Raw genomic sequence first — 17,104 nt, 5'->3', positions numbered from 1 at the left:
GTCAAAAGCAGACTCCGGATTCCCGGACCTGTCCCCCGCCCCGGGCCCCGTGCGATCACGGGCAGCGCCGTCCGGCGTTCCCGGTCGGTCCAGTTCGTCCAGGCCGCTCATCGCGCTCCCTCCGGGGCAGGGGCGGGAGTGGTGGCGCGTACGGGCCTGCCCGCCGCCCAGGCGGGGCCGCCCCGGGCGGCGAGGCGGGGTGACGCGGCGGTCCAGCGGACGGGCACGTGCGCCTCGGCGGGAACCGAGAACGGCAGCGGCTCCCCCGCTCCGTCGAGGACGACCCGTCGGACGGGGGCGCGCGAGACGATCTCCAGGTAAATGCCGTGAAATGCCTCGATGTTCTGCTCGACCGTGAACAGTTCGAGGGCACGCGCGCGAGCGGCGGCGCCCAGGCGCGCACGGCGCTCCGGGTCACGCAGCAGCGCCACGCACGCCTCGGCGAGCGCCCGGGGATTGCGCGGCGGTACGACGAGCCCGGTGCCGCCGATGACCTCCACGACCGCGCCGACGTCCGTCGACACCGTCGCGCGCCCGCAGAGCATGGCCTCGGCGAGGCCGACGGGGAAGCCCTCGACGACGCTGGACAGGACGGTCACGGCACCCGAGGCGTAGGCGTCGGCGGCGACCGGGAGGTCGGGGCCGCCGATCTCCTCGAAGGACACCGGGTTGTCGCCGGCGGCGTGCGGGCCCGCGGCCTCGTCGGGGAAGAGCTGGGCGGCCAGGGTCCTGCAGTGTCCGAGATAGGCCGCGCCCTCGGGGCCGGCGGGGGCGCCGACGATGCGCAGGCGCGTCCTCGGCTGCTGCCTGCGGACCTCCGCGAAGGCGTGCAGCAGCGAGACCAGGTCCTTGGCGGGCTCGACGCGGCCGACCCAGACGAGCGTGTCCGGGTCCGCGCAGTCGGAGGACTCGCCCACCTCGGTGAAGGGCCGGGCGTCCATGCCGGGATAGACCGTGCGGAGCTTCTCGCGGTCGGCGCCGCAGCGCTCCTGCCAGCGGCGGGTGTGGGTGTTGCCGGCGGTGACGACCTCGGCCCGCCCGTAGGCCTCGGCTGCGAGCCGGCCCTGGAAGGCGGCCAGCAGGGACCGAACGGCGGGTGGGGCGTCCGGGGTGGTGAGGTAGTGCGTCCGCAGGCGCACGCCGTACTCGGTGACCATCAGGGGCACGCCGGTGAAATGCCGGGCCAGCAGGCCGGGCAGGACGGCCGTGCCGCCGGACGCGGCGTGGCAGACGTCGACCGCGCCGAGCCCGTCGTCCTCGTACCAGTCGAGCGAGAGGGGGCGCAGGGCGCGTTCCAGGTGGCCGGCGACGGCGAGCAGATCCGGTACACGCGCCTCGCGCGCGGCGCGGTGGGCGCCGGGCGCGCGACAGGCGCGTTCCAGGGTGCGTACGGCGGCCTCCGAGCGGAGGGCTCCCGCCAGCCCGCCCTCGTCGCGGGCGAGCTCGGCGAGGCCGTACAGAGCGTTGGCGAAACGGTCCGCCTCAGAGGCCGACGCACCCTCGGAGAGGCTCCGGACCGCATCCGAGGCACCCTCGGGGACCCCGCACAGCACGGCGGCCAGTTCCCCGAAGTGCTCGGAGAAGCGCCGGCGTGCGCGGCGCCCGAGCGCCACCTCGTCATCCTCGGCCATCCACAGCGGGGCGGTGCGCACCCGGCGGACGTTCGGTGGCAGCGGGATCCAGCCCTCGTCCTCCTGGTGCTCGCTGCGGCTGAGCGCGTAGACGTCGAACTCGTGCTGGGCCAGTCCGTGGACCAGCCGGTCGCACCAGAGCCTGGCGTCACCGCTCACATACGGATAGCCACCTTCCGTAAGCAGTCCGATGCGCACGAGTGCACCCCCGATCTCCCGTATGGGGAGCCGCCGTTGCCCGGCGGCTCGCAGCGGGACGAACGTATGCGGACAAGGCGGTGGTGCGACGGACGGTTGTCCGTCGCACCACCAAAAGGGGTGAACGGTCGTAACTTTCCCGTGCGGGTCGCGTTCTGTCGCGCTAGGAGATCAAGCGGACACAGATCGTCATGCCGCGCCAACTCCCGACGCCGAGCGCCGCGTCTCCCCTCGGACGACTCCCGACGCCGCGCCCCGCGTCATGCCGCGGCCAGCTCACGTCGCCACCCGCGACGTCATGCCGCAGCCAACTCCCGACGCCACCCGCGACGTCACGCCGCAGCCAGCTCCCGACGCCGAGCCCGCCGCCGCGCCGCTGCCTCCGGGTCCAGCGCCGGTACCGCGGCGAGCAGCTGCCTGGTGTAGGGGTCGCGCGGCGACTCGTACACCTCCTCCACCGGCCCTTCCTCGACGATCCGGCCGCGTCGCATCACTGCGACCCGGTCGCTGACCTGACGGACGACGGCCAGGTCGTGCGCGACGAAGACCAGCGCGAGCCCGAGTTCGCGCTGCAACTCCCCCAGCAGGGCGACCACATGCGCCTGGGTGGTGACGTCGAGGGCCGAGACCGGCTCGTCGCAGACGATGACGCGCGGGTCGGCCGCGAGGGCCCGGGCGATGCCGACGCGCTGGCGCTGCCCGCCGCTGAACTCATGGGGGTAGCGGTCGTAGTGCCCCGCTTCGAGCCCCACGCGCTCCAGCAGTTCCTCCACGCGCTCCCGGATGCGCCCCTCCTGCCGCTCACCCCGGGCACGGAGCGGGTCGGCGATGGACTCGCCCACGCTGCGGCGGGGGTTGAGGGAGGAGACGGGGTCCTGGAAGACCATCTGCACGGCCGGGTTCACCCCGGTGTGCGGGCGGCCCTCGAAGACCAGCGATCCGGCCGTCGGCTGCAGCAGCCCGACGAGCATGCGCCCGAGGGTCGTCTTGCCGCTGCCGCTCTCGCCGACGATCCCGAGGGTCTCGCCGCGGCGCAGGGTCAGCGATACCTCGTCCACGGCCGTGACCGCCCGCTTCCCGCGCCCGAACTCCCGTCGCAGGCCGGTCGCCTCCAGGACGACATCCTCGGGGTCCGTCGAGACCTTCCGCGGTGCGTCCAGCCGAGGGACCGCGGCGAGCAGCTCCCGGGTGTACGGCTCGGCCGGTGCGCCCAGCACGCCGGTGACCGGGCCGTGTCCGACGGCCCGGCCGTGCCGCATCACCAGCACCTCGTCGACGCTCTCGGCGGCGACGCCCACGTCGTGCGTGACGAGCAGCAGTCCCATGCCGGTTTCCTCCCGCAGGGCGTGCAGCAGGTCGAGGACCTGAGCCTGGACCGTCACGTCGAGGGCGGTCGTCGGCTCGTCGGCGATCAGCAGCCGGGGCTCGCAGGCGAGTGCCATGGCGATCAGGGCGCGCTGGCGCATGCCACCGCTGAACTCGTGCGGCCGGGACCTCGACCGCCGGGCCGCGTCCGGGATGCCCACCCGGTCCAGGACCTCCACGGCACGCGCGCGTGCAGCCCGCCGGGACACGCGCGCGTGCACCCGGTACACCTCGGCGATCTGGTCGCCGATCGCGTAGTACGGGTCGAGGGAGGACAGCGGATCCTGGAACACCATGGCGGCCCGACCGCCGCGCAGCCGCCGCAACTCCTCGTCGGAGGCCCGTTGCACGTCGGTGCCGGCCACCTCGACCGAGCCCTCGACCCGCGCGCCCGTGCCGCGGTGCAGGCCGAGCAGCGCGGACGCCACGGTCGACTTGCCGGAGCCGGACTCGCCGACCAGGGCCAGGGCGGCGCCCTCCTCCAGGCGGAAGGAGAGTCCGTCGACGGCGCGCAGCGCGCCGAACTCCACACGGAGACCGGTCACGTCGACCAGGCTCATGTCAGCACCACCCGTCGGTCGGCCACCGCGTACAGGACGTCCGCGACGGCGTTGGCGAGAACCACGAAGAATCCGATGACCAGGACCATGCCGACCACGACCGGCAGGTCGACGACGTTGACGGCGTGGACGAGTTCCTGTCCGATGCCGGGCAGGCCGAACAGCGTCTCGGTGAGCACCGCGCCGCCGATGGCCGATCCGACGTTGTTGGCGTTCAGTGCGATGACCGGGGCGAACGCCCCGCGCAGTGCGTGCCGCCCGACGATCGACCGTTCGCCGACGCCGTAGGCGCGGAAGGTGCGGATGTGGTCCTCGGCCAGCGTCTCCAGCATCGAGGCCCGGGTCAGCCGGGCGAACGCGGCGGCTTCGATGAGGGCGAGCGACAGCCAGGGCAGCAGCAGGTTCCACGCCCACTGCTCGGGGTCGTCGGTGAGGGCGACGTACTGCGGGAAGGGCAGCAGCCGCAGTTCACCGCAGACGACGATCATCAGGACCAGGCCGATGACGAAGACCGGGGTGGCGGTGCCGGCGAGGGTGAGGCCGGTCAGCACCCGCTCGGAGAACCGGCCGCGCCGCCAGGCGGAGAGCACGCCGGTGCCGACCCCGAGGATCAGCCAGAGCACCATCGCGCCGGCCACCAGGGACAGACTGACCGGGAACTTCGCCCAGATCAGCTGCGTGACCTGCTGGTCGCTCTGGTACGACAGACCGAGGCAGGGCGCTGAGCAGTGCTGCACGGACGTGCCCGTCGAGTAGTCCTGGCCGGTGACGAGGCCCTGCAGGAAGTGCCCGTAGCGCGCGAACAGCGGGTCGTCCAGGTTCAGTTGCCGGGCCACCTGGTGCACCTGTTCCGGTGAGCAGCGCGGGCCGCAGGTGATCTGGGCGACGTTGCCAGGGGTGGCGTAGAAGACGACGTAAACGATCACCGAGATGGCGAGCAGGGTGGCCACGGCGGCGACGGCGCGGCGCAGGGCGAAGCCGGTGAACCCGTTCATGCCGTACCTCCCTCGGCCGCCTTCGGCTCCCGCCTGCGTCCCGTGCCGATGCGCAGCCGGGAGGCCGCGCGCGGGTCGAGGGCGGTGCGGACGCCGTCGCCGAGGACGGTGAGGGCGAGCACCGTGACGAACAGGGCGCCCGCGGGCAGCAGCAAGTACTGCGGGGCGGCCTGGTACCAGACGTCGGCGGCGGTGAGCATCTGTCCCCAGGAGGGCGTCGGCGGTTTCACGCCCACGCCGAGGAAGGAGAGCGCGGCCTCGACGGTGATGTTCGTCGGGACGAGCAGCGCGGCGTAGGTGATGACGGGTGCGGCGATGCCGGGCAGGAGTTCGCGGCGGGCGATGCTCCAGGTGCCCCAGCCGCTGAGCCGGGCCGCGGAGACGTGGTCGAGTTCCTTGAGGGTGAGGGTCTGCGCGCGCACGATCCGGGCGATGTTGCCCCAGCCGATCAGGCCGATGACGAGCGCGACGAGCACGGGCCGCGGGAAGCTCGACGGCACGATCGCGAGCAGCGCCAGCGCCATGATCATGAGCGGCATGGCGACGATGATGTCCGTGAACCGGCTCAACAGTTGATCAACCCATCGCTTGCCGAGGGCGGCCGCGACACCCAGGGTGATCCCGATGGCGACCTGCACGTCGGTCGCGGCGAGAGCGACGCCCAGGGAGACGCGCGCGCCGTACACCAGCCGCGCGAACAGGTCCCGGCCGGTCTGCGGTTCGACGCCGAACCAGTGGTCGCCGCTCGCTCCCCCGAGGGAGCCGATGGGCACGCCACCGCGCGCGGAGTCCACGAGGGACGGGTGGTAGGTGGTCGGGTCCTGGCCTTCGAGGGCGGTGAGCAGCGGCGCGGCGAGCGCGACCAGGACGAGCAGCGCGACGACTGCGGCCGCGACGAGGGCGGCGCGCTGCGTGCGCAGCCGCCGCCAGAACTGACGGGCCCCCGAGGCGGCCGGGACGGAAGGTTCCGTCACGGCCGCCTCGGCGGCGAGAAGTGCCTCACTCACGGCGTCACTTCACCGCGACCTGAGAGATGTCCAGCACACCGGTCCAGTCGCTGATCACGATGTTCTTGACGTCCTCGCCGTACAGGCGCTTGTAGACGGGGTGGAACAGCGGGACGGTCAGGGCCTTCTCGCCGATCTTCTTGTCCAGTGCGCCCCACCGCTGGGCGGCCTGGTCGAGATCGGTCAACTTGTTGATCGCGTCAATCTCGGTGTTGACCGACTTGTCGTTCAGCAGGCCCGTGTTGAAGTTCGCGCCGTCCTTGACGATCTGCCGGCCGTCGAAGATCGGGGCGAGGAACGGACCGCCGGAGGGCCAGTCGGCGCCCCAGTGGGCGAGGAAGAAGCCCGGCTCGGTCTTCACGTCGTGGATCTTGTCGGAGTAGTCGTTCTCCTCCAGGCCCTGGAGCTTGACGGTGATGCCGGCCTTCTTGAGGGCGTCCTGGACGGCGGTCGCGATCTCGGGGCTGGTCTCGAAGTCCCTGGCGTTGGAGTGCGTCAGCGTGACGGTGAGGCCCTTCGCATACCCGGCCTCCTTCAGCAACTCCTTGGCCTTGGCCGGATCGCCGGCCTTGCCCGCTGGGAAGAGGTCGTACGGCGTGTAGCCGAAGGACTTCTGGTCGGGCAGGAAGGTGGTGGCGGGCTCGGCCAGGGCGGAACCGCCCGCGGCGTTCACCACGGACGACCGGTCGATGGCGTACGAGATCGCCTGCCGCACCTTGACGTCGTCGAACGGCTTGGTCTTCGGGTTGAAGGCGATGTAGTTGGTGTAGCCGAAGTGCCCGGTGCCGACGCGCGAGGCGAGGTCCTTGTCACCGGTGACCTTGGCCAGTTCGGCCGGGCCGAGGTTGGTGTCCGTGGTGACCGCGGCGGCGTCCGCTCCCTGGGACGCGGACAGGCGCTGGTTGATCACGGACGAGTCGAGCCCCGACCGTACGTCGATCTTGTCCGGGTACGCCTTGCGCTCGGCGTCGGTCGCGGCGGACCAGTGCGGGTTGCGCTCCAGGACCAGCCGCTCACCGTCGTTCTCGTTCCGCACGACCTTGTAGGGCCCGGAGGAGACCGGGTGCTCCTCGTACTCGGTGCCGGTGTCCTTGCTCTTCGGGACGGGGGCGAACTGCGTCTGCGTGGCCAGGTAGGGGAACTCGCCCTCGGGCTTGTTCAGATGGAAGACGATGGTCCGCTCGTCCGGCGTCTCGATCGCGTCGAGGCCCTTCTTGTCCTTGTACGGGCCCTGGTAGTCGGCCGCTCCGGTCAGCCAGTCCCGCAGGTAGGGGGCGCCGCCCGACAGCTCGGGGGCGAAGGAGCGCTCGATGCCGTACTTGATGTCGGCCGAGGTGATCGGGGTGCCGTCCTCGTACTTGAGGCCCTTCTTCAGGGTGTACGTCCACTCGGTCGCGTCCTTGTTGGGGCGCCCGGTGTCGGTGGCGAGGTCGGGGACGACCTTCGCGCCGGCGGCGCCGTCTTCGCGGTTGCGGGTGGTGAGCGTGCGGAAGACCAGGGACGGGACGTTGCCGCCGCCGGAGGTGTAGAGGCGAGCCGGGTCGAAGTCCTGCTGGGGGTTGGCGTTCAGGACCGTGAGGGTGCCGCCCTTGTGGGGCGTGGAGTCGCCGTCGGCGCCCTTGGCATCGTTGTCCTTCGGCCCGCAGGCGGCGGCACCCGCTGCCAGGACCAGGCTGACGGATGCCGCGGCCACGCGGCGGGCTCTGACGGACGGTTGGCGCATCGGAATGACGACCTCTCGGAAGGGCGCCTCGGAATCACGGATCAAGGATCACGGACCACGGATGACGGACTGCGGATCGCAAATCTCGGATCGCGAGACGAGATGACGAAGGGTGAGACGGTTGAAGACAGACGTCTGCCCGGCGCCGGGTCGTCGAAAGAGCCGTGACGGAGTCACGGGGAGGGTCAGCGACGCGCGCCTGGGGCGGGCGTCAGCAACAGTGAACGTCGGCCACGCAGAGCGGGGTCACGCCGATGAGCGCCAGCTCGATGGCGGCGCGAACGGAGACGTGACGGGGCGACATGCCCAGAAATATGAACGAACCTTCCGAGCATGTCAACGCGAGCCGCGCCACACCGGCTGTGCCACCTGTCAACTCCCGGGATAAGGCCAGGCGTTGGCGCGGCAGTGGATGCCGTCGTGGTCGAGGAACTTGGTCTGCTGCTGCATGACCGGCGCGAGGTCGCCGTCCTTGTCGCAGGTGACGTGGCCGTAGCCGAGACGGTGGCCGACCTCGTGGTTGATCAGCATCTGCCGGTAGGCGTGGATCTTGGCGTCACCGTAGGTCTCCGAGCCCTGCGCCCACCGGTAGGCGTTGATCATCACGCGCTCGGTCGCGGCCGAGTCGCAGGAGACGTTGTCCTCGGTGGTGTCCAGACCGGACTTGGCGCACCAGTCGGCCGTCGTGCCGGGGCTGGCGAGCGTGATCACGAAGTCGGGCTCGCCGGAGTGGACGCGCTCGAAGGTGCGCGCGCCGTTGTGGGCCCAGCTGCGCTGGTCGTTGAGCGTCTTCTGCACGGCTTCGGCGAAGAGCTCGGCGTCCAGTCCGAGCCCCTGCTCCACGTCGACGCGGTAGGTGAACTTCTGCCCGGTGCCCGGTGCCTCGGCGATGCCTGGGACGGCGTCGAACGTCCCGGAGCCCTTGAGCTCGGCGCCGAGCGGGTACGTCCGGCCCATCTTCTCGTCGTACGTCAGCGGGGCCGCCTCGGGGGCGGGCGCCCGGCCGTCCGCGCGGGACGCACCGTCCCGGACGTCGCGGGCCCGGTCGGGGGAGGACTGCGACTGCACGCCGGCGCCGCCGGGGTCGTCGGCGACCTGGCCGGCGACGATGACGGCCAGCACGGTGGTGACGGCGGCTGCCGCGATGCCGGTGAAGGCGCGACCCTTGCCGCCCTTGCCCGGCACGGGCGTGCCGGTGGGCCCCGCGTCGTCGTGACCACCGGACCCGGAGCCGGCCGGGGTGCCGACGGTCCAGTCCGTCACGGAGGCGTAGGCGTCCGCGGCGTGCGCGGAGGCGGGCGTACGGGGCGCGAAGACGTCGTCCTCCTCGTGGAAGGCGTCGAGGTAGTCCTGCCGGGGCCCGGGCACGGAGGCCCGGCGCTGCCGCGGTATGGGGACACCGACACCGGCGGGCCCTCCGCCACTCCCCCTCAACTCGCCCCAGCCGCCCCCGGTTTCCCGCTGCTCGGGGTGCCCGCCACGCGCTTGCGGAAACCCGTGCACGGGCGTCCCGTCGGGCAGCCTCGGCACACCACGCGGCGGCGTGCCCCCTGCAGCCCCGGGCGTCCCGTCCGCCGGCCGGGGAACACCCTGCGCGGGGGTCCCGTCCGGGAACCGCTGGACGCCGTGCGCCGGAGTCCCGTCGGCCGGCCTCGGAACACTCCGCGGCGGAGTCCCGTCCGGGAACCGGGGAACGCCCCGCGCCGGAGTTCCATCGGCCATACGCGAAACGCCGCGCGCCTCAGCCCCGTCGGCCATCCGGGGAACGCCCCGCGCCGGAGTTCCGTCCGCCGGCCTCGGCACACCGCGCGCCGGAGTTCCGTCCGGCATACGCGGAACGCCCCGCGCCGGTGTGCCGTCGGCGAGGCGGGGTACCCCCCGCACCGGCGTGCCATCCGGCAGGCGCGGGAGACCCGGGGACGGTGTGCCGTCCGGGTGCCAGCCGTCGGGCAGGCGCGGCATGCCGTGCGGCGGCGTGCCGTGCGGCGGCGTGCCGTGCGGCGGCGTGCCGTCCGTGGGTGCGGGCCGCGGCCCGGGCACGCGGCGCTGCCCCGGCGGCGGCCAGCCGCCCTGCGGTGCGCCGGGCGGCCCGGTCCCGGCTCCCCGGCCGGCGTCCGGTGCCTGACCCTGTCCCTGGCCCGGCCTCTGCCCCTGCGCGGACCCGGCTCTGCCGTCCCGTACTGCTGCTGTGTCCGCGCTGTCGCTCTTGGCGACCGGCCCGCGGCGGCTGTGGCGTCCCACGTCGCGCCTCAGCCCCCCATGCTCTCGTCGGTGCCTTCTGTGTCGACGGCGTCGCCCCCGGCTCCGGCCCGGTCGGCCCGCCTCGCTCGCTGCGCGCCCAACTCTCCCGCATCTTCGAGAAGTTCACGAAACGCCATGGCCACGGTCTCCGGATACTCCATCATCGCCACGTGACCCGCATCGGGCAACGTCACCAGCCGGGAGCCACGGAACGCCCGGGCCGCCTTCTGGGCCATGCGGAAGCCGACGAGCTGGTCACGGCCGCCGTAGACGAGGAGGGTCGGCGCGAGAACCCGTTCGGCCTGGCGCCACAGCCCCTGCTGGCCGCCCAGCGTGTAGGCGTTGACGATCCCGCGGGCGGAGCGCGCCATCGCGTCCCAGAAGTACGGCAGCCGCAGCCGCCGCTCCATCTCCTGCACGGCGTTGCGGAATCCTTCCGGCGTCACCCGCCCGGGATCCCCGTAACACAGCGCCATCACGCCGCGGACCCGCTGCTCCGCCGTCCACTCCCGGGTGAGCCGCGTGAAGAGCAGGGCGACACCCGGCACCGCCAGGAGCCCCGTGGGCACGGCGGCGCGCTGCACTCGGATTTCCGGCAGAGCGGGTGACACAAGCGTGAGCGTACGGACCAGATCGGGCCGAACCGCGGCGACACGGGTGGTGACGGCCCCGCCGAGCGAGTTCCCGAACAGGTGCACGGGACCGCGGCCGGAGGCGTCGAGGTAACGGATGACCGCGCGCGCGTGCCCCGTGACGGAGTAGTTGCCGTCGTCCGGTGGCGGGGAGTCGCCGAAGCCCGGCAGGTCGAGGGCCTCGCCGTCGACGTCACCGTCCAGCAGCGCCATCAGCGCCGACCAGTTCTGCGAGGAACCGCCCAGCCCGTGCACGTACAGCGCGGGCGGCAGGTCCTCGCGCGCGGGTGGTCTCGACCGGACCGTCAGGGTGACCCCGGGCAACTCGACCGACCGCAGGCGTTCGCCCTCCGCGACCCGGACGGTCCCCACCTTCGGCAGCACATTGGCGGGCGGCACGAACGGCAGCTCGGTCGAAGACATGCGGCAATGTTACGAGACGATCACGCAGTGACTCATGTGTTCGCCTGTGTTCGCCGTCACAGGAATCGGCCAGTTGAGGTGCCGGAAAGGGAGGCACTCGGGCGCTCATGGGTAGCAGCCAACGGGATGAGCACTGCGTCACGTCCCGGACGCGGATCGCATAGCGTCCGGATCGGGTGTCTCCTAGGCTCATAGGGAGGGCACCCGCGTGTGGCCCCTGCATTCCCAGGGACGTTCGTAGGAAGGGAGCCCAGCATGGCCATAGACCCCACCGACCCGGAGACGTTCGAGGCCGAGGAGGACGCGCCTGAGGCGCAGGAGTTCGACGTCGAGGCCCCCGAGGTCGACGCTGCCGAGCAGCAGGCGGATCTCGCGCCGGACCGCGACGACCCGCTGACCGGCGTCGACCCGGACCGTGCCAACGAGGCCGATCTGGTGGAGCAGGCCCGGATCGTCTCGCTCGACGAGGACGACTACCGGTGAGGTTCGCCGCCGACGGGCGACGAACAGCTCAACCGCACGGGAAAGAGGCAGCATTTTGCCCGCTCTGACCCTGTTTGAAACTTTCGTAACCGCTTTCGTAACCGTCCGGTCCGTGAAATTCTGCGCTCTCACCGCGCACACCACGGTTACCGAAAAGTACGATGGCGACGCGGCCAGATCCGCACGTGGACGACTATGGGAGGCGGCGTGACAGCCATCGAGCAGACAGAGGCGGTTCGCCCGCGGGGCACACGCCTGCCGCGCCGTGCCCGACGCAACCAGCTCCTGGGTGCCGCCCAGGAGGTCTTCGTGGCCCAGGGCTACCACGCGGCCGCGATGGACGACATCGCGGAGCGCGCGGGCGTCAGCAAGCCGGTGCTCTACCAGCACTTCCCGGGCAAGCTCGACCTCTATCTCGCGCTGCTGGACCAGCACTGCGAGTCGCTCATCCAGTCCGTACGGAACGCGCTCGCGTCGACGACCGACAACAAGCAGCGCGTCCGGGCGACGATGGACGCCTACTTCGCCTACGTCGAGGACGACGGCGGCGCCTTCCGCCTGGTCTTCGAGTCGGACCTGACGAACGAGCCCGCCGTGCGCGAGCGCGTCGACAAGGTCACGAACGAGTGCGCGGAGGCGATCTGCGACGTCATCGCCGAGGACACCGGCCTGTCGCGCGCGGAGTCGATGCTGCTCGCCTCGGGCATGGGCGGCCTCGCCCAGGTGGTGGCGCGGTCCTGGCTGCACAGCGACCGCAGCGTGCCGCGCGAGCAGGCCGTGCAGCTGCTCACCTCGCTGGCGTGGCGCGGCATCGCGGGCTTCCCGCTGCACGGCATGGACCAGCCGCAGCACTGACGGCATCACCACGGACGGCACTCTGTTCCCGCCCGATGTTCGCTCGTGGCGTTCTCGGGCGGAGCATGTACGTCCCCTCACCGGGCTAATGTGTGCTGCGTACGGCGCGGAAGGTCGCGCACATCACTGACCGTCGGAGGGACATAGCCGTGGAGGTCAAGATCGGCGTGCAGCACGCGCCCCGCGAGATCGTTCTGGAGAGCGGTCAGAGTGCCGAGGAGGTCGAGCGCGTGGTCGCCGAGGCACTGGCCGGTAAGTCGCAGCTGCTGAGCCTCGTGGACGAGCACGGCCGCAAGCTCCTCGTCCCGGCCGAGCGTCTCGCGTACGTCGAGATCGGTGAGCCGGCCCCGCGCAAGGTGGGCTTCGGAGCGCTGTAGGCACATGCGCCAAGCGGGGCGGGACGGCTTCGGCCGACCCGCCCCGCTTGCATGCCTGCCCCGTTTGCACAGCTACCCCCCGTTTGCGTAGCCCTCTCCCGGACACCCATCCCGGGTAGCCCTCGGCTTCCCCTTGCGGCACACCGGTTCCTCCACGGATGGAGCACAAGTCGCCCACAGAGGTGGATTGGATTCCGCAGGTCAGGGGTAAGACGGGCTACGACCGATTTGGGCAGGCCGGCCGTGTGGGAGGGACCCCGACATGCTCCTGGAAGCGCTGAGCTCCGCGATCCTCGGCCTCGCGCTGGCGTGGGCGGCGACCCAACGTCTGCCGCACCGTCTCCCGGCCCGCCCCATGGTCATGTCGACCGGCGTCGCCGGTGCCCTCTTCGGGGCGTTCGTCATGCACAGCGCGCTGGACGCGGGGCATGTGCTGCTCGTCCTGCTCGGCGCGGCGATCGTCTCCGTGGCCTCGCTGTCGCTGCTGCTGCGCCCCGCGGGAAGACTGCGCCGCCGATCGGCGACCGCGTGACGGGTCGCCGATGGTGGCGGCGCTGACGACGCCGGGGGCAGGTCCTGAGAGCGTCAGGCGGCCAGCCCCAGCGCGGCCATCCGCTTGGTGTGGGCCTCGGTGATCCGCGAGAACATCTTGCCGACCTCGGCGAGGTCGAAGCCGTCCGCGACACCGCCCACCAGCATGGTCGACAGCGCGTCCCGGTCGGCGACCACCCGCTGGGACTGCGACAGGGCCTCGCCCATCAGCCGCCGCGCCCACAGCGCGAGCCGCCCCCCGACGCGCGGATCGGCCTCGATCGCGGCCCGGACCTTCTCCACGGCGAAGCCGCCGTGCCCCGTGTCGTCGAGCACGGCCAGCACCAGATTGCGGGAGTCGGAGTCCAGCCGGGCCGCGACCTCGCGGTAGAAGTCGCTGGCGATGGAGTCGCCGACGTAGGCCTTCACCAGGCCCTCCAGCCAGTCCGAGGGGGCCGTCTGCTTGTGGAACCCGTCGTACGCGGCGACGAACGGCTCCATCGCCCGCGTCGGCTCCTCCCCGATCTCGGCGAGCCGGTCGCGCAGCCTCTCGAAGTGGTGGAACTCCGCCGAGGCCATCTTCGCCAGCTCCGCCTTGTCCGCCAGCGTCGGCGCCAGCTTGGCGTCCTCCGCGAGCCGCTCGAACGCCGCCAGCTCCCCGTACGCGAGCGCACCGAGCAGGTCCACGACCGCGGCGCGGTACTGCGGGTCGGCGGAGGCCGTCGCCCAGTCCCGGGCGGCGACTGAGGTGGGTTCGGCGGCGGCGGTGTCCGAGGCGTTCTCAGGCTTGTCAGAGCTCGTCATGAAGCGCACAATAGCCCGCCCGCCGGGAGGCGTAAGGCCCTGGTCAATCACTGTGACGACGACTACGTGACCGAATCGGCCATCGCATGTGCGCGAATCCGGGGTATGGTGGTAATGCGCCTGCTGGTACGTCGACGTACCTCGACAGGCCGCACGTATGAGGATGCCCGGTCGGTGGCCCGATCGGCTCCGACCCGACAGCCCTCCCAGGCCGTCCGCCACAGTGCGTACGAGACCCGGAGGGGGACACCCTCAGCGGCACGAGCGCTAGAGCGTCGGCGCGGTCCCGTGCTCTACGGCCCGCCCGTAGGCAGCCGACGTCCCCGGCACGGTCTGACACGACCCCGCGCTCGCCTCGCGCCGCCCACACAGAAGAGGCAGCACCCTGACTACGTTCCGAGAGCTCGGAATCCTCCCCGAGACCGCCGAGGCCCTTGAGGCCGTCGGCATCATGACCCCCTTCCCCATCCAGGAGATGACGCTCCCCGTTGCCCTTTCGGGCAAGGACGTCATCGGCCAGGCCAAGACCGGCACCGGCAAGACGCTGGGCTTCGGCCTCCCGCTCCTCGAGCGCGTCACCGTCCCCGCCGACGTGGAGGCCGGGCGCGCCGAGCCCGAGGCACTCACCGAGGCCCCGCAGGCGCTCGTCGTCGTCCCCACGCGCGAGCTGTGCACGCAGGTCACCAACGACCTGCTGACCGCGGGCAAGGTGCGCAACGTCCGCGTCCTCGCCATCTACGGCGGCCGGGCCTACGAGCCCCAGGTCGAGGCCCTCAAGAAGGGCGTCGACGTGGTCGTCGGCACCCCGGGCCGGCTCCTCGACCTCGCCGGTCAGAAGAAGCTGAACCTGAAGCACGTCAAGTCCCTCGTCCTGGACGAGGCCGACGAGATGCTCGACCTGGGCTTCCTGCCCGACGTCGAGAAGATCATCAACATGCTGCCGGTGCGGCGTCAGACGATGCTGTTCTCGGCGACCATGCCGGGCGCGGTCATCGGCCTCGCCCGCCGCTACATGTCGCAGCCCACGCACATCAGTGCCACGTCGCCGGACGACGCGGGCGCGACGGTCGCGAACACCAAGCAGTACATCTACCGCGCGCACAACATGGACAAGCCCGAGATGGTCGCGCGCATCCTCCAGGCCGAGGGCCGGGGGCTGGCCATGGTCTTCTGCCGCACCAAGCGCACGGCGGCCGACCTCGCGGACCAGCTGAAGCAGCGCGGTTTCGCCTCCGGCGCGGTCCACGGCGACCTCGGCCAGGGCGCCCGTGAGCAGGCGCTGCGGGCCTTCCGCAACGGCAAGGTGGACGTGCTCGTCTGCACCGATGTCGCCGCCCGCGGCATCGACGTCGAGGGCGTGACGCACGTCATCAACTACCAGTCGCCGGAAGAGGAGAAGACGTACCTGCACCGCATCGGCCGTACGGGCCGCGCTGGCGCGAAGGGTACGGCGATCACGCTGGTCGACTGGGACGACATCCCGCGCTGGCAGCTGATCAACAAGGCGCTGGAGCTGGACTTCAACGACCCGCCGGAGACGTACTCCACCTCCCCGCACCTCTACTCCGACCTCGGCATCCCCGAGGGCACGAAGGGCGTCCTGCCGCGCTCGGAGCGCACGCGCGCCGGGCTGGACGCGGAGCAGCTGGAAGACCTGGGCGAGCCGGGTGGCCGCGGGCCGCGCGGGCGCGGCGGCCGGGGTGGCCGCGGCGACCGGGACGAGTCCCGTTCGGAGGACCGCGAGCGGTCGTCGCGTACGCCGCGTCGTCGCCGCCGTACCCGTGGCGGGGCCGCGGTGGACGGTGCGCCGGAGTCCACCGGCACCACCGTGCCGGGCACCACGGCCACCGGCGGTTCCGCCGAGGCGGACGCCGTGTCCGGTCCGCGCACTCCGCGTCGCCGTCGCCGCACCCGCGGTGGGGCGCAGTCCGAGCAGGCTCAGGTCGCGGCGGTCGAATCCCCCGCGTCCGAGCAGGCGGAGACCGCCGTCGCCGCGGCGGAGGGCACGTCCGCGGAGGCTGTCGAGACGGCTGCGAAGCCGCGTCGGCGCCGCACCCGCCGGTCGTCGGAGGCGTCGGCGGTGACGGCCGAGGCCGCGGTGACGCCTGCGGTGCAGGCCGAGGCGTCCCCGGTGGCGCCGTCGGCCGTGGAGCCGGCGTTCGTCGCCGAAGCCCCGGCCGCGGCGGAGACGGCGCTGCCCGAGGCAGCCGCCGCCAAGCCGCGCCGCCGCACCCGCAAGACCGCGGCGTCCGCGGCCGAGGTCGCGGTCGACACGGCCGAGGGGACCACCGAGTCCGCGCCCGAGCCGGCGGAGACGAAGCCGCGTCGCACCCGCAAGACGGCCGCGAAGGCCGAGGCGGGCGTCGACACGGCGGAGGCGACCGAGGCCAAGCCGCGCCGCGCCCGCAAGGCGGCGACCGCGGTGGAGGACACCGCCGCCGAGGCGGCCGAGACGAAGCCCAGGCGTACGCGCAAGGCGACGGCAGCGGCCGAGACCGCGCTCGACACGGCGGAGGCCACCGAGGCCGAGCCGCGCCGCCGCACCCGCAAGGCCGCCGAGAGCGCCGATGCCGCGGGCACGGCCACGGTCGAGGCCGGCGAGGCCGCGGAGGCCAAGCCGCGCCGCACCCGTAAGGCCGCCGCCCCGGCGGAGGCCGCGGTCGACACGGCCGAGGGCACGGAGACCAAGCCGCGCCGCCGCACCCGCAAGGCCGCCGAGGCCGCCCCGGTTGTCGCCGAGATCCCGGCCCAGACCGTCCAGGAGCCGGAGGCCGCCGAAGCCAAGCCGCGCCGGACCCGGAAGACGGCTGTCGCCGCCCCGGACGCGGAGGCCGTGGAGGCCAAGCCGCGCCGGACGCGGAAGGCCGCCGCGGCGGCCGAGTCCGCTGTCGGCACGGCCGAGGGCACGGAGGCCAAGCCGCGCCGCCGCACCCGCAAGGCCGCCGAGCCCACCGAGATCCCCGCCCAGGCGGATCAGGAGCCGGAGGCCGCCGCCAAGCCGCGTCGTACGCGCAAGGCGACGACCGCCGCCACGGCTGCCGCTTCGGAGGACGCGGCGGAGGCGAAGCCCAGGGTCCGCCGCACCCGCAAGGCCGCCGCCACCGCGGAGCCCACGGAGGGCTGACCCACTCCCCCCTTTGCGACGGCCCGGCCCCCTCACAGGGGCCGGGCCGTCGGCGTTCCCGGGGTGCACGGCTCCGCGCCGCGGAGTCCCGCCGAGGGCAGCACCGCCAGTCACAGCCCACCAGCACCCCACCCGCTACCCTCGGCCCCGTGACC

14 protein-coding genes are annotated in these 17,104 nt (G+C 72.6%); 5 read left to right on the top strand and 9 right to left on the bottom strand.

Going from position 1 to position 17,104, the window contains the following annotated elements:
- Positions 1-107 precede the first annotated feature (107 nt).
- The 8 genes from K4G64_RS31545 to K4G64_RS31515 form a co-directional block, all read right to left on the bottom strand.
- Positions 108-1,829: a DUF3492 domain-containing protein gene (locus K4G64_RS31545; protein WP_221759352.1), complete on the bottom strand. Its 1,722-nt coding sequence runs from the start codon at positions 1,827-1,829 to the stop codon at positions 108-110.
- Between the two features lie 332 nt (positions 1,830-2,161).
- The gene (locus tag K4G64_RS31540; RefSeq protein ID WP_221759351.1) at positions 2,162-3,754 is read right to left on the bottom strand and encodes an ABC transporter ATP-binding protein; all 1,593 of its coding nucleotides are present in this window, start codon (positions 3,752-3,754) and stop codon (positions 2,162-2,164) included.
- Complete coding sequence (locus K4G64_RS31535; protein ID WP_221759350.1) at positions 3,751-4,749, bottom strand: ABC transporter permease; 999 nt, start codon at positions 4,747-4,749, stop codon at positions 3,751-3,753. The genes K4G64_RS31540 and K4G64_RS31535 overlap by 4 nt, the downstream gene beginning before the upstream one ends.
- Complete coding sequence (locus K4G64_RS31530) at positions 4,746-5,756, bottom strand: ABC transporter permease (RefSeq protein ID WP_221759349.1); 1,011 nt, start codon at positions 5,754-5,756, stop codon at positions 4,746-4,748. The genes K4G64_RS31535 and K4G64_RS31530 overlap by 4 nt, the downstream gene beginning before the upstream one ends.
- 4 nt (positions 5,757-5,760) lie before the next feature.
- A complete protein-coding gene (locus K4G64_RS31525; protein WP_221759348.1) occupies positions 5,761-7,479 on the bottom strand; it encodes an ABC transporter substrate-binding protein in 1,719 nt (572 codons plus the stop codon).
- Positions 7,480-7,690: 211 nt separating this feature from the next.
- Positions 7,691-7,783, bottom strand: coding sequence for an Ms4533A family Cys-rich leader peptide (locus tag K4G64_RS41575; protein WP_374206464.1), 93 nt, complete (start codon positions 7,781-7,783; stop codon positions 7,691-7,693).
- Between the two features lie 68 nt (positions 7,784-7,851).
- Positions 7,852-9,732 (bottom strand): DUF3152 domain-containing protein, encoded by a 1,881-nt coding sequence (locus K4G64_RS31520; protein WP_374206465.1) that lies wholly within the window; start codon positions 9,730-9,732, stop codon positions 7,852-7,854.
- On the bottom strand, positions 9,729-10,775 hold the full coding sequence (locus K4G64_RS31515; RefSeq protein WP_221759346.1) for an alpha/beta fold hydrolase: 1,047 nt from the start codon (positions 10,773-10,775) through the stop codon (positions 9,729-9,731). Before K4G64_RS31515 ends, K4G64_RS31520 begins: the two co-directional genes overlap by 4 nt.
- A gap of 255 nt (positions 10,776-11,030) precedes the next feature.
- Between K4G64_RS31515 and K4G64_RS31510 the strand changes: the two genes are divergently transcribed.
- The 4 genes from K4G64_RS31510 to K4G64_RS31495 all read left to right on the top strand — a co-directional run bounded on the left by K4G64_RS31510 (position 11,031) and on the right by K4G64_RS31495 (position 13,022).
- Positions 11,031-11,258: a hypothetical protein gene (locus K4G64_RS31510; RefSeq protein ID WP_221759345.1), complete on the top strand. Its 228-nt coding sequence runs from the start codon at positions 11,031-11,033 to the stop codon at positions 11,256-11,258.
- Positions 11,259-11,465: 207 nt separating this feature from the next.
- Positions 11,466-12,113: a TetR/AcrR family transcriptional regulator gene (locus tag K4G64_RS31505; RefSeq protein WP_221759344.1), complete on the top strand. Its 648-nt coding sequence runs from the start codon at positions 11,466-11,468 to the stop codon at positions 12,111-12,113.
- 149 nt (positions 12,114-12,262) lie between these two features.
- Positions 12,263-12,490, top strand: coding sequence for a DUF3107 domain-containing protein (locus K4G64_RS31500; RefSeq protein WP_221759343.1), 228 nt, complete (start codon positions 12,263-12,265; stop codon positions 12,488-12,490).
- Positions 12,491-12,752: 262 nt separating this feature from the next.
- Complete coding sequence (locus K4G64_RS31495; RefSeq protein ID WP_221759342.1) at positions 12,753-13,022, top strand: hypothetical protein; 270 nt, start codon at positions 12,753-12,755, stop codon at positions 13,020-13,022.
- Positions 13,023-13,075: 53 nt separating this feature from the next.
- Here the strand turns inward: K4G64_RS31495 and K4G64_RS31490 are convergent, their stop codons facing one another.
- On the bottom strand, positions 13,076-13,825 hold the full coding sequence (locus tag K4G64_RS31490) for a ferritin-like fold-containing protein (RefSeq protein WP_221759341.1): 750 nt from the start codon (positions 13,823-13,825) through the stop codon (positions 13,076-13,078).
- A 475-nt stretch (positions 13,826-14,300) separates the two neighbouring features.
- Here K4G64_RS31490 and K4G64_RS31485 point away from each other — a divergent pair, with 475 nt between their 5' ends.
- Positions 14,301-16,949 carry a DEAD/DEAH box helicase gene (locus tag K4G64_RS31485; protein WP_221759353.1) on the top strand — a complete coding sequence of 883 codons (2,649 nt, stop codon included), beginning with the start codon at positions 14,301-14,303 and terminating at the stop codon, positions 16,947-16,949.
- The last annotated feature ends 155 nt before the right edge of the window (positions 16,950-17,104 follow it).

Source organism: Streptomyces sp. WAC04114 (assembly GCF_019733245.1).
GTDB lineage: Bacteria > Actinomycetota > Actinomycetes > Streptomycetales > Streptomycetaceae > Streptomyces > Streptomyces massasporeus_A.
The sequence above is the reverse complement of the archived record's forward strand: the minus strand, read 5'-3'. Positions and strand labels throughout refer to the sequence as shown.

Bases quoted from the DNA above. Each gene is read 5' to 3' on its own strand.
- K4G64_RS31535 (WP_221759350.1), bottom strand. From the start codon at position 4,749: ATGAACGGGTTCACCGGCTTCGCCCTGCGCCGCGCCGTCGCCGCCGTG.
- K4G64_RS31490 (WP_221759341.1), bottom strand. From the start codon at position 13,825: ATGACGAGCTCTGACAAGCCTGAGAACGCCTCGGACACCGCCGCCGCC.
- K4G64_RS31525 (WP_221759348.1), bottom strand. From the start codon at position 7,479: ATGCGCCAACCGTCCGTCAGAGCCCGCCGCGTGGCCGCGGCATCCGTC.
- K4G64_RS31510 (WP_221759345.1), top strand. From the start codon at position 11,031: ATGGCCATAGACCCCACCGACCCGGAGACGTTCGAGGCCGAGGAGGAC.
- K4G64_RS31515 (WP_221759346.1), bottom strand. From the start codon at position 10,775: ATGTCTTCGACCGAGCTGCCGTTCGTGCCGCCCGCCAATGTGCTGCCG.
- K4G64_RS31540 (WP_221759351.1), bottom strand. From the start codon at position 3,754: ATGAGCCTGGTCGACGTGACCGGTCTCCGTGTGGAGTTCGGCGCGCTG.
- K4G64_RS41575 (WP_374206464.1), bottom strand. From the start codon at position 7,783: ATGTCGCCCCGTCACGTCTCCGTTCGCGCCGCCATCGAGCTGGCGCTC.
- K4G64_RS31495 (WP_221759342.1), top strand. From the start codon at position 12,753: ATGCTCCTGGAAGCGCTGAGCTCCGCGATCCTCGGCCTCGCGCTGGCG.
- K4G64_RS31485 (WP_221759353.1), top strand. From the start codon at position 14,301: ATGACGCTCCCCGTTGCCCTTTCGGGCAAGGACGTCATCGGCCAGGCC.